This window comes from Acinetobacter sp. GW821-FHT01C12 (assembly GCF_059422625.1).
The window spans coordinates 181,525-194,222 of sequence record NZ_JBWKXD010000002.1 but is presented as its reverse complement, the minus strand read 5'-3'; the positions used below and the strand labels follow the sequence as shown (position 1 = coordinate 194,222).

Genomic DNA, 12,698 nt, shown 5'->3' with positions numbered 1-12,698 from the left:
GCTTTAGAAAATATGCTGAAAGTTGTTTATATATAGCCGAAATTGATAAAATGAATTTGGTTTAGCGCTTAAATTATTTTGTGTAAGTTACCTTTTTATAAAGGATTAGTGGACGTGATAGCTATTTTAAATTATCTAAATTAGGCTCAAGATTACCTTTCAATTGAGTCTTAATCTTGTAATTTCATATAGTTTCCTCTGTAGCATAATTTTTAAGTTAGAAATGACAATAACCATAATTATATGTTTTCAATAATTTTAAGTTGTTATATGAGCATTTTGGTGAAAATTTGTTTAAATCAAAGCAACTATTAGTAGACTAAAATAATATAAGTATCTGATTAGTATTAAATAATAAATATGGCATTGAGTTTGCAGAAAGCAGATCATTTTCTAGGAAATGCATATGAATATACTCACACCATCTATCTTGAAATCTTCAATATTTGTTCTGAGTGCTCTAACTAGTGCCATCGCAATTGCAAATGAAACACCACAAAAAAGTAATGAGGATATTGATGCTGTTACTTTAGCGTCAGTGGTCGTAACGGGAAGTCGCCGAGCTGTTAAAAGCCCGTTGGATACACCAGCACCTGTCGATATTTTGTCTGAAGAACAGTTGAAAAATACTGGAACGTCTGATTTATCTAAAGCACTAACAATTTTAGCACCGTCATTTACATTCCCTTTAGAACCAGCGGGTGCATTTGCTGCGCAAATACCAGCAGGAGCATCATTACGCGGTTTAGCCTCTGATCAGGTTTTAGTCTTGATTAATGGTAAGCGTCGCCATACAGGTGCAATATTTACTCGACAAAATTTAGCGAATGGTCGTGGTGCGGCATCTGTAGATTTAAGTTTAATTCCATTAAATGCAATTAAACGAGTTGAAATTTTGAGAGATGGTGCTGCTGCGCAGTATGGTTCAGATGCAATAGCAGGTGTGATTAATATCATACTCAAAGATGATGATGACCATGGTGCAGCCTCTTATCGTTTTGGGCAGTTTTCATCAGGTGAAGGCGAACAACATAAGTTATCATTATGGAAAGGATTTTCTTTGCCGAATGATGGAAGCTTAACCTTCGCCATTGAATATGGCAGTCAAGATTATGCGAATAATACCAACCCAGATAACCGTAGATTCTATCCACAAAGTTATCCTAATGCGGAATATTTAGAAGCAAACTCACCATATCGTAATTGGCGTTTTGGTTCACCAAAGGTAAATGACCAAGTCAATTCAGTGTTAAATGGCGAATTACCACTTACCGATACGATTAAATTGTATGGTTTTGCAACTTATGGTTATAAAGAAAGCGTTGGGCAAAACTTTTATCAGCCACCTTCAACCAATACAACTTTAAATCAAAACCCATATTATTTAGCACGTTATCCACATGGAAGAATCACGACATCAGTATATTCATTGTATGACCATGCAATTACAGCAGGGTTGAAAGACAATGATTTTCTGGATGGAAAATTAGATTTCTCAGTGAATTATGGTCGTAATAAAGCAGCTCAACTTTACACTAATGGGATAAATCCAAGTTACGGTTATGACTCTCCATCTGAGTATAAAGTTGGCGAAAATATTAATGAACAAAGTAATGTGAACTTGGATTATCAAAAACAAATTGCTTTAGCATTTTTAAATGAGCCAATCACTTTTGCAACAGGTATAGCCTACCGTAAAGAACAATACCAACAAATTGCAGGTGACCGAATTTCCTATACACGTGGTCCATACTTTAATCCTAGTCCAGTCATTGGCGTGGGTGTGCCAGAGATTTATTCAGGTATTACTGACCAAGATGAACGTAAGATATCAAGAAATGTATTTGGTGGATATGTTGATGTAGAAGCAAAAATCCTTCCTAAATTAGTTGCTGGGGCAGCTTTTAGAGCTGAAAATTATTCAGATTTTGGTAGTACTGCCAATGGGAAGTTGTCTTTAAAATATGATATTGACCCTAAAATTGCTGTGCGTAGTACTTATAGTACAGGTTATCGTGCACCCTCAATTACTCAGTTGGGTTTTTCTGCGTATAGTCGTCAAACTGTTTTACAAGCAAATGGTGAATATCAAGACGTTTCACAACGAACATTATTGCCTGGAAGTGAAGCCGCTTTACTTTTAGGTGGTAAGGCTTTAGACCCAGAAAAGTCAAAAAATGCGTCTATTGGATTTGTGTTTAAACCCACACAAAATTTATCTGCGACTTTAGATCTATATCAAATTGATATAAAAGACAGGATTTTATTATCAGATAATATTACTGGAAATGTAATTAAAAATGCCTTTGCAGGTACCCCTTATGTCGAGATTAATAATGTCGCATTTTTTAATAACTTATTGGATACCCGAACTCGTGGTTTAGAAATTACTTCAAATTATCTGATGGATTTGGAAAAATATGGCAAGTTAAAGCTGAATTTAGGCTTTAGTACAAATCAAAACAAAATTACCAAGACACGTAATGCAATTACAGCCAAAGGTGAAATAATTCCATTTGAATCAATTGCGGGGCGTAGTACGCAAGGAATTATTGAATCAGCATCACCTAAAAATAAGCTCACTTTAGGCGCAGATTGGCGTATTCACAATTGGGATGTGACAGCACAACTTCGTCGTTATGGCGAATGGAGCACAGTTGATAGCACACGTCCAGCATTTGACCAAAATTTCTCAGAGCAATGGGTTGCAGATTTAAATATTGGTTTTAAACCTGATATTTTAAAAGGTTTACGTTTAGATATTGGTGCTTATAACTTATTCAACTCATTTCCAGATCATGCAAAAAATACCAGTGTTGGTGGGGTAGTGAAATATAGTTTTAATGCACCTGAAGGGGGAAATGGAACATTCTTGTATAGCAAATTAACCTATGATTTCTAAGGAGATGTTCAATGAAAATGCGTATTTTAAATGCTGTTTTAGCATTGAGTTTACTTGTTTCACCTTTAACACAGGCAAAAACGTACCCAGAGAACTTGGTTGGGGATAGTTATTTATCCGATTTTTATGAGTGGAATCAAGAAATTCCTAAAGTATCAGGTACTTTACTTAAAATAGAGGATTTAACCCCCTCTTATATTGGTCAATCAAAAGCATCAGCTCAATATCGAATTTTATATTCATCGACTAGTGGTATAGATTCGAGTAAAGCATCTATTGTTTCGGGGGCATTATTCATTCCTCAAGGGACGCCACCCAAAGGTGGATGGCCACTTTTAGTTTGGGGCCATGGAACTGTTGGTTTAGCTGATACATGTGCACCTTCTTGGGCAGGTCGTTTATATATCGGTGTTGAACATTTAGACAAATGGCTTGACGAAGGGTTTGCAGTGGTTGCAACAGATTATGAAGGCTTAGGAACGCAAGGCGCACATTGGCTAATTAACAATCAAATGTTAGCCTATAACATGCTCGATAGTGCTACGGCAGTAATTCAAGCAAACTTAAAAATTGCGAATAAAGTGATTTTGTCAGGAGAATCACAAGGTGGGGCAGGTGCATTTGCTGCAGCTGCATATGCACCACAATATGCGCCAAAGCTCAATATTAAAGGTACGGTTGCAACGGGGGTTATTTATCGAGATCGAAATGCAAATAAACAAGAGATCATTCGTTCTAATCCACATGAAGTTGTTACAGCAATTGCTTTACCGATGTATAGCTTCATCGCAGCACAAAGTTATAATCCAAAGTTGAAAACAGAGGATGTCTTTACTGAAAAAGCGTTGCCTTTCGTGGAGCGAGCAAGAAATACATGTATTATCACTTTACAACGTGATGTGACGAGTGCAGGTCTGACTTTTGCCAATGTATTAAAGGAAAAACCAAACGAGACTTATACTAAAACTATTGAAGAAATGCAGGAAAAATTTGGCTATTTTCCAACATTAAAAATTAACCATCCTGTATTTATTACAACAGGTGCAAATGACAAAACACCCGATGTGAGAGGTCAGCTTAAATTAATGAAAGACAGTTGTCAGGCTGGTACAATTATTGAAGGGCATATTTATGCAGGCTATGGGCATAGTGATGCTGTGCCTATCTCCATGAAAGATGCTGTTCCTTTTGCAAAAAAAGTTTTAGCAGATCAGAAGATTAAGCCGATTTGTCAGCCTATTCTGGAGTAATTTTTGAATTAATATATGCTTTTTTAAAAAGCGTGACTTGTTCATAAAGGAAATAGTATTTAGCTCTTAAATGCTATTTTTTTGTTGATTTATTGTATTTAATTTTCATCTAACTAGTAATTAATGTTTTGATTAAAAGGTATAATAATAGTACATTTAGAGAAAATGAACTAAAGAAAAACACTAGCTGGAGCTACTCTTAGTTGTTTGATGGAAGCACCAAAATTAGATCTAAAAATAAATAAATTTATTGCTGTAATAATTTGTTTTTTAATAATAATTTGGTGTTTGTTGTATGGATATTATTTATAATGTTTTTATTGTTAATTATTGAGCGAGAGAATTTAACTAAAGAAGCAAAGTTTATGCTGTTTTTTGATATATCTGCTGGTGTTCGTTTACTTTTATATAAATCTAAGAGAAAAATATACTTAGCTAAACTGTATTGTATTGAATCTGATGTATACTGAAATTTTTTAAAAGAAAATTTAGCTTTTAGAAAGTATAAGATTTAGAAATGAGAAACTTAAAACGTATTTATCCAAAAAGTATGATTTTTTAATTGCTAAGGATGTAATTAAAATGACTAAGACTCTAAAGCTTTCTATGAAGACTACTTAGGAGTTTATATTGAGTTTAATTACGAGAATAATTATTTTAGCCAGATATAAAAGGTGTGAGGTCTAATCTTGTGAATAAAATAATGTCTAGCCCTAAGAAAGATGCATTGTCTAAGAGTTGTTTAAGAGATTTTTCAGTACATTTTAGACGGCCTTATGAAATTGGAAGACCAGTAGATGAATATAATGGTGAATTTGGTTTTGATTGGGTTCGAGATGAATATATATACCCTATTTTGACAATAAAAGAAATAAAAGACCCTGTTATTTATGCATATAGTCATGATTTTACATTTTCATTATTGAAAGATAACTATGTTCGAAGTGTAAATAAAGAAATTAGTTATCCTAACTATTTTCCCTCTTGGTTATCAATTTTTGCTTCTGGTTGTAAAGGTGTTTTGGGTAGTGAAGAAATAAATGCTCAAGGTGCAGTTCTTGATTTAGAAATACATCAAGATGTAATTGATGCATATTACCAAGATAAACTTACAGTCAATGGTACAGTTCTGATCTTTGAAGCATCTAATACCTCAATAAAAATTTCAACATTTAATAATAATCAACAGACAGATTATATTGAAGAACCTTTAAGTCGATTTATTGACTCAGAGCGTGTTAAGGTGAATTTAGGTACCAAAACTAGATATGCTTATAAAAAGAAAAAGGCAATAACAGTTCATTGTTTAGGAGATGTTTTAAAGCAAAATGAAAGTATTACTGTTATAGCAAAATGTGGCGAAAACAAAAAGGAAGTTGGCATAATTTATCTTTCCAGAAATGATCAAGTAATCACAAAAGGATTAGTGATTGTTGATGTAAAAGTAAATGGGGAAATACTTAAAAGACCTGAAAATTACGAAAAAGCTTTAAAGTATAATATTTTTAATCAGTGCCTTATGGTTGTTCAAGTCCTTAAGACTGATATTTTTGATCTAGATAGATTGTCGAAAACAGATGCTGAGGTAAGTGCTTTTGTAAAAAAATGGTGGACCAAAGAAATATCAGAAGCCTATGGTAAAAAATTTCTTGAGGTTTGTTCAAATACTCTAGAGCAAGAAAGTCAAAATAGCATAAGAAATAAAACGATTAACGTGGAAGAAGATTTGTCTCAAGAATTTCAACGCGAGTTAATTGATCTATATGATAGGAAGAGAAAAGTAGAAGACAAGTTACTATCAATATATTCAGAAGTTGAGCAAAAGAATTATATTTTCTTTGCACCGATTTGTGTAAGTGAAACTCCAAAAACTGAAAATGTATATGATCCAATTTCAAAGAAAGAAATTAGCCAACCAGTGTGGATGAATGTTTTAGGTAGTGCTAGTTATAAACCTAAATCAAAATTTTTGACTCCGAGAGTTAAAAAGATAGATATGAACTCTAAAGAAGCATTTAATGAGCTTAAATGGGCGAATACAGTTGCTGTATTTAAGGATGCAATGGCGACCAAAGAAGGATTCCTAAAAACATTTTCTCATGAACTTTGCCATACATTTGGCTTGTTACATACATTTAATGTTCATGGGAACAAATTCAGATACCAGCAAGGCTATACAGATAATATTATGGACTACAGCTATACTGATGATGGTGAAACTTCAAAATTTAATAAAAGACAACTTGTGTTTAGAAAAGATCAAGTTGATGAAATGTATACAATAAATAGCAAGGAAAAAATATTTGGTGATCATAATCATTAATGAAGTTTTACGTTCGAATCTTTGAGATATATCCTTTATTGCATAAACAATTAGACGTTGAAATCTTTTTCAGTTTATCAAATTTAAGTGATAACTCAATTATGAGGTTTAGTTAATTCATTGTGGTTAACGTAGAGCAGGACGGATTAAAGAGCTTACCAGATCTGCACAGTTTGCACTTTTATATGATGTGGAGGGAATCAAACATCAGTTGGGTATTTCTGTACGGGTATGTGATGAAACCTGTATCAAATAAAACAACTCGGTCAACGTAAAGTGTCTCAACAAGAAGCCGCTACTTATTTCGATGCAATGCTTAATAACAGCAGTTTCTGTATTAAAGAATAAGATGAACATTTTATTATTCAATTCTATCGACAAGTAGCTAGTACAGCTGATGCCAATAAAACTGAACTGAATGGAAAAGAAGCTGTAATTGGAGGTAAAGTTTAGCAATGTTATAAAGGTCATAGTCTGTTGACCACTATAGATTTACCTGTCATATCGTATGTTGGATAAGCATCTTCACAAAAGCCATTTTTAGCTATTTTGCAGGTAATGAATGAGGTTATTGCAAACATGCTTATAAAAGAGTTACCTACTTTTTCTGATGATACCCATGAATCCTTTACAGTTATGTTGATAGATATACCACCCAATATAATTCTGGCTGACTAAAATATCATTTTCATGTCACTTTAAAGTTTGGCAAATTATTTTATTGTAAAAGTGAACAAACTTAATCTGAGAGAAACTCATGAAAAATGTACTTAGTCGAAGTGTAACAGCTTTAATCTGTATGGGTGCTTTAATGACTTCAGTTCAAACATGGGCACATGAGGATGAAGACAAAGTGTTGACTAGAACAGTCGATGAACAGCCAATAGACAAAAAACAAAAGAAATGTGAAAAAAATTGTAAAACAAACAAGGATTCTAAAACTCAAACAAATAACTCAATGCAACATCAGCATGGAAACGCTTCAGAAATGTCACAAATGGATCATTCAAAAATGACCAATATGCCATCTTCAATGAAGGATATGGATCATTCAAATATGGAGATGCCAAACAAAACAAATAAGTAATTCTTTGAGAAAAATGATGAGTCTTTTAGACTCAACACATTTCATTGTGATCTCCAAAAGCTCATCAAAAGATGAGCTTTTTAAAACATAAAATTTGCGTATGAACTATGCTTATTTTAAAAATGTCATCGCTTAGACATGATATTTGAGTATATTAGAAGAAATTTTCACAAAATAAATGTGTATGCCTGTTCAAGAAACGACTTCTCCACGTATTCCCAAATATATTGCCATTCGAGATGCTATTGCCCATGAGATCGAGTCAGGGCAATGGAGTGCCAATACCAAACTCGCTTCAGAGCGTGTGTTGATGGAACAATTTGCTACTACACGTGTCGCTGTTCGAGAAGCATTATTGGCTTTGGAAATGGATGGTCTGATTTATCGTTTAGATCGCCGTGGTTGGTTTGTTCGTGCGCCACGAATTATTTACCGCCCGCAATCGACCAAAAGTTTTAACCAATATGTGACTGAGCAAGGGGGTGTACCAAGTACGGAATTGATTTCTGCGGAATTGGTGCAAGCGACCTCTTGGGATGCAGCACATTTAAAAATTTCGGTGGGTGATGATATTTATTCGATGTGGCGACGTCGTAGTATCAATGGTCGTCCTGCGGTAGTTGAACATTTACGTATCAATGCAAGTTTATTTCCTCAATTCTTAGAACAACAATTAGAAGGTTCTATTACGACTTTGATGGCAGAGCACTATCAACGGCAATTGACCCGAGCGCATATTAATCTCTATCCAACAGTATTGTCAGAACAAGAAGCCAAAGCTTTGCATGTCAATGTTGGTAGTATGGGGTTATATATTTGCCGTACCAACTGCGATCAAAATGGAGTAATTACCGATGTTGACCAAGAATATTGGTTACATGATGTACTCGATTTGCATTTTGAAGCGTCATGATAAAGAATTAAAATAATTAATCTGGTTTAAACCAGATTAATTAAATTGTCATAAACTTTTGTTGAAATACAGGCTATCAAGAAGCAGCATTCGTTAGGAATGTCATAATGAGCCCGTATCTAAAACAGCAGCAAAAAAAGCTCCTCGCCATGGGCACAAGTATTTTATTTGCTTGTGTCAGCACGGCATGCACCACGTCTTCAACCTCGAATGATGCTGAGCAAATCACGGTCTATACTGCGGTTGAAGCTGATCAATTAAAGCGTTATCAATGGGAATTACGCAAAGCACATCCTGAATTAAAAGTAAAATGGGTACGTGACTCAACAGGTGTGATCACCGCAAAATTATTAGCAGAACAAAAGAATCCACAAGCCGATGTGGTGATGGGACTTGCTTTGACCAGTTTATTGGTCATGGAAAAAAAAGACTTATTGCAACCGTATCGCCCGAAGCATGTCGAACAACTTAAAACCGATTTTTATAGCCAAAAGGACATTCCAACATGGACAGGCATGACCGCTTGGGAGTCAGCTGTTTGTGTCAATACTGTTGAATTGGAAAAGAAAAAACTACCGATTCCGCAAACATGGCAAGACCTGACTAAACCAATTTATAAAGGGTTAATCGTGATGCCAAATCCTGCATCGAGTGGTACAGGCTATTTGGATGTGACTGCATGGATGCAAATTTTTGGTGAAAAGCAAGCTTGGCAATATATGCAGGCACTCGATAAAAACATTTCTCAATATGTACATTCAGGCTCGAAGCCTTGCAAGATGGCGGCTCAGGGTGAAACGGTCATTGGAATTTCGTTTGGTTATCCAGGCTTTAAGTTGAAATCGCGTGGTGCGCCTTTAGAAATCGTCTATCCAAAAGAGGGTTTAGGTTGGGAAATGGAAGCCTCAGCCATTGTCAAAGGTACGAAAAAACTCAGCAGTGCAGAAAAGTTTATTGATTGGAGCATTAGCCAAGCTGCCAATGAAGCTTATGCACAAAACTTTTCAATGGTGGCACATCAAAATGTTCACAGCAAAAACCAAGACTTCCCAAAAAATCTTGCGCGGCAATTGGTGAAGAATGATTTTTATTGGGCAGCTGAACAGCGTGAATCAATTCTAAAACAATGGTCAGCAAAATTTGAAAAGTAATTGAATCATGTACACACAACAAGCTATTCAGAATCAGTTATTCAAAATTAACGATTAAAAACTAGGTGCAGTATGCAAATTCCATCGCATTTACAAAATAGTAGGACAGGGCAAGCCATGCCAAATTCGGCAGGGCATCTGCTCTCAACTTTAAGAACGTTTAAAATGGCAGAATCAAAAACAGTGCTTGAAGTGATGGATATTCAAAAATCATTTGGTTCAAGCCGTGTCTTGGAACACATTAATCTTGACCTGAAAGCAGGTGAATTTGTTAGCTTTTTAGGTCCATCAGGTTGTGGTAAAACGACATTGCTACGCATCATTGCTGGGCTTGAACAGCCTGATTATGGCAAAGTGATTAAACAACAAATTGATATTACTCATTTTAATACTGCAAAACGTAAATGTGGCATTGTTTTCCAAAACTATGCACTCTTTCCAAACTTAACTGTGGCGGAAAATATTGCATTTGGTTTGCATAAAAAACACTGGTCAGCGCAAGAGATTCAATTTCGTATCAATGAATTATTAAACTTAATTGAATTGCCCAATATTGCGGAAAAATATCCCAATCAATTGTCAGGTGGTCAGCAACAGCGTGTGGCTTTAGCCCGTGCAATTGCGCCCAATCCTGATGTTTTATTGTTGGATGAACCTTTGTCCGCATTGGATGCGTTGGTACGTTTAAACCTCCGCCAAAAAATTCGTACCATTCAATGTCAATTAAATTTGCCTGCGATCATGGTTACGCATGATCAGGAAGAGGCGTTAAGTATTTCTGACCGTGTGGCGGTGATGAATAAAGGTGTGATTGAACAACTCGATACGCCACATAATATTTATTACAAACCGCAAACTCGTTTTGTAGCACAGTTTATTGGTTCGATGAATTTTATACAGACAGTAGCGGTCGATACGCATCGTTTAAAAATGAATGAGCAATCTTTTATTGAATTTCCACATTTAAACTTTGCCCAAGATGAACATTATGAAATTGCTTTTCGACCTGAAAATGTCAATTTAGTAGCTGGAAATGAACCTTCTACTGAATATTTAAATTTAGCTGTGTATATTGTCAACACTGAGTTTTTAGGCGCAAAACGTCGTTTATTCTGCGTGGTGCAAAACCAAAATCATGCCGATGACAATATGTTGCAAGTTGATGTGGATCACCAACATATGGCGGTTGTGCAAGATGGAATGTATCTGCAAGTGCCGATTCGTGACTTACATGTGTTTGATTCACGAGGGCATGCGAGATGTTAAATCAGTCTGCCGCAGATGCTTTATTAAGTAGTCAAACAGCACATCGTTTTCGTTATTCATTGCGTTCAAGTGCGGTGTTGTTTGTCGCAGCAATTCTATTCACCTTGAGTTTGATTGCACCCTTAATCGTATTGATGCAAAGCGCATTTTTAAATGAACAGCATCAATTTGTCGGGTTGGATAACTTTACAGCTTATTTTTCCAATCCGGCCTTAATCTCATCGATTTTTAATTCGATGTGGATCGCCATTACAGCCATGTTGATTACGGTGAGCTTGGCAAGTGTTTATGCTTTTGCATTGATCAATTGCAATATTCGAGGCAAAGCTTTCTTTAAAACCGTGGCATTTTTACCGATTCTTGCGCCTTCACTTTTGCCTTCATTGGCTTTGGTGTATTTGTTTGGTCAGCAAGGTGTTTTTAAGGGCATGCTAGGCGAGGTGGAAATTTATGGTCCACTAGGCATTTTGATCAGTTATTGCTTTTGGCTATTTCCTGCCATGGTCATGTTGATGATGGGTGCATTTCGCCATATTGATCAACATTTGATTGAGGCTTCTCATGCTTTAGGAAAAAATACACTACAAACCCATTGGGCTGTGACTTTTCCTGCGATTCGTTATGGTTTAGTCAGTGCCTGTCTGGTGGCATTTACTTATGTCATTACCGATTTCGGGATTCCCAAAGTGATTGGCGGCTCATTCAATATGATGGCGTTGGATGTATATAAGCAGATCATTGGTCAACAAAATATGAACATGGGTGCCGTCATTTCGATTTTATTGCTCTGTCCTGCGGTGTTGGCATTCATTTTTGATCGATACCAAAGTCGTCATCAGGAACGCTATCAAAATTTCCAAATTCAGCCTTATCGTTTGCGTGCCAATCCTCGAATTGAAAAAGCATTAACTGTATTTTGTGGGATGATTTCAGGCGGCATTTTACTGATTATTGTGACTGCGATTCTCGCATCATTCATTCGCTATTGGCCCTATGATTTGTCAATGACCTTAAATCATTATCGTTTTGAATATGTTGATGGTGGTGGCTGGGCAAGTTATTTTAACTCAATCAAATTGGCATTATTTAGTACAGTTTTCGGTACGATGATAATTTTCATCATTGCCTTATTTAGTACCCGTTTTAAAGCACATCCTTTGCTAAAAAACTATGTAAAAGCCTTGGTGTTATTGCCATTGGCTGTGCCGGGCTTGGTGTTGGGTATTGCTTATATCTTGTTCTTTAACGCACCGCAAAATCCTGTGTCTTTCGTTTACGGTACGATGACGCTGTTGGTGATTTCAACCATTATTCATTATTACACTGTGCCACATTTGACCTTAACGCATGCGATTCAACAAATCCCGAATCAACTTGATCATGCTGCACAAAGTTTAGGATCTTCACATTGGACAATGTTCCGCAAAGTATATTTGCCTTTAACCTTTCCTGCGCTGTGTGATGTGTTGGTGTATTTATTTGTCAATGCCATGACAACTGTTTCAGCTGCGATTTTCCTTTATTCACCTGATACCAATTTGGCATCGGTGGCGGTGCTGAATATGGATGATGCAGGTGATACCGTGGCAGCTGTGGCGATGAGTATTTTGATTTTACTCACCTCATGTGCAGTCAAGTTGCTACATTGGTTATTCACTCGGAAAATGATGGCATCGACACAACGTTGGCGTGAGCAAACACATTCATAACAAATTGATCTTTCAGTCAATCTTTTTAATTAATTAAATCATTTGAATTGAACGCTTTCTTTTAGGCGCTTGGGATTTCGCATCCTAAAAAAGGTAG

General features: G+C 35.8%; 8 protein-coding genes and 1 pseudogene. All 9 read left to right on the top strand.

Annotated features, from left to right (window positions below):
- The first annotated feature begins 406 nt into the window (after positions 1-406).
- The 9 genes and pseudogenes from AC07WY_RS06520 to AC07WY_RS06480 all read left to right on the top strand — a co-directional run bounded on the left by AC07WY_RS06520 (position 407) and on the right by AC07WY_RS06480 (position 12,601).
- Complete coding sequence (locus tag AC07WY_RS06520; protein ID WP_004724830.1) at positions 407-2,902, top strand: TonB-dependent receptor plug domain-containing protein; 2,496 nt, start codon at positions 407-409, stop codon at positions 2,900-2,902.
- 11 nt (positions 2,903-2,913) lie between these two features.
- On the top strand, positions 2,914-4,152 hold the full coding sequence (locus AC07WY_RS06515; protein WP_494736003.1) for a lipase family protein: 1,239 nt from the start codon (positions 2,914-2,916) through the stop codon (positions 4,150-4,152).
- A 691-nt stretch (positions 4,153-4,843) separates the two neighbouring features.
- Positions 4,844-6,475, top strand: a complete 1,632-nt coding sequence (locus tag AC07WY_RS06510) for a hypothetical protein (RefSeq protein ID WP_494736002.1) — start codon at positions 4,844-4,846, stop codon at positions 6,473-6,475.
- Between the two features lie 184 nt (positions 6,476-6,659).
- Positions 6,660-6,901 (top strand): annotated as a pseudogene (locus AC07WY_RS06505) (DUF932 domain-containing protein); the annotation flags it as partial.
- Positions 6,902-7,232: 331 nt separating this feature from the next.
- Complete coding sequence (locus tag AC07WY_RS06500) at positions 7,233-7,562, top strand: hypothetical protein (RefSeq protein WP_494736001.1); 330 nt, start codon at positions 7,233-7,235, stop codon at positions 7,560-7,562.
- Positions 7,563-7,740: 178 nt separating this feature from the next.
- Positions 7,741-8,475, top strand: a complete 735-nt coding sequence (locus tag AC07WY_RS06495; protein WP_494736000.1) for a UTRA domain-containing protein — start codon at positions 7,741-7,743, stop codon at positions 8,473-8,475.
- A gap of 149 nt (positions 8,476-8,624) precedes the next feature.
- A complete protein-coding gene (locus AC07WY_RS06490) occupies positions 8,625-9,626 on the top strand; it encodes a putative 2-aminoethylphosphonate ABC transporter substrate-binding protein (RefSeq protein WP_494736232.1) in 1,002 nt (333 codons plus the stop codon).
- A gap of 72 nt (positions 9,627-9,698) precedes the next feature.
- The gene (locus AC07WY_RS06485; RefSeq protein WP_419336785.1) at positions 9,699-10,892 is read left to right on the top strand and encodes an ABC transporter ATP-binding protein; all 1,194 of its coding nucleotides are present in this window, start codon (positions 9,699-9,701) and stop codon (positions 10,890-10,892) included.
- Positions 10,886-12,601: a putative 2-aminoethylphosphonate ABC transporter permease subunit gene (locus tag AC07WY_RS06480; protein WP_494735999.1), complete on the top strand. Its 1,716-nt coding sequence runs from the start codon at positions 10,886-10,888 to the stop codon at positions 12,599-12,601. The genes AC07WY_RS06485 and AC07WY_RS06480 overlap by 7 nt, the downstream gene beginning before the upstream one ends.
- Positions 12,602-12,698 lie beyond the last annotated feature (97 nt).

Bases quoted from the DNA above. Each gene is read 5' to 3' on its own strand.
- AC07WY_RS06515 (WP_494736003.1), top strand. From the start codon at position 2,914: ATGAAAATGCGTATTTTAAATGCTGTTTTAGCATTGAGTTTACTTGTT.
- AC07WY_RS06490 (WP_494736232.1), top strand. From the start codon at position 8,625: ATGGGCACAAGTATTTTATTTGCTTGTGTCAGCACGGCATGCACCACG.
- AC07WY_RS06495 (WP_494736000.1), top strand. From the start codon at position 7,741: ATGTGTATGCCTGTTCAAGAAACGACTTCTCCACGTATTCCCAAATAT.
- AC07WY_RS06485 (WP_419336785.1), top strand. From the start codon at position 9,699: ATGCAAATTCCATCGCATTTACAAAATAGTAGGACAGGGCAAGCCATG.
- AC07WY_RS06520 (WP_004724830.1), top strand. From the start codon at position 407: ATGAATATACTCACACCATCTATCTTGAAATCTTCAATATTTGTTCTG.
- AC07WY_RS06500 (WP_494736001.1), top strand. From the start codon at position 7,233: ATGAAAAATGTACTTAGTCGAAGTGTAACAGCTTTAATCTGTATGGGT.
- AC07WY_RS06480 (WP_494735999.1), top strand. From the start codon at position 10,886: ATGTTAAATCAGTCTGCCGCAGATGCTTTATTAAGTAGTCAAACAGCA.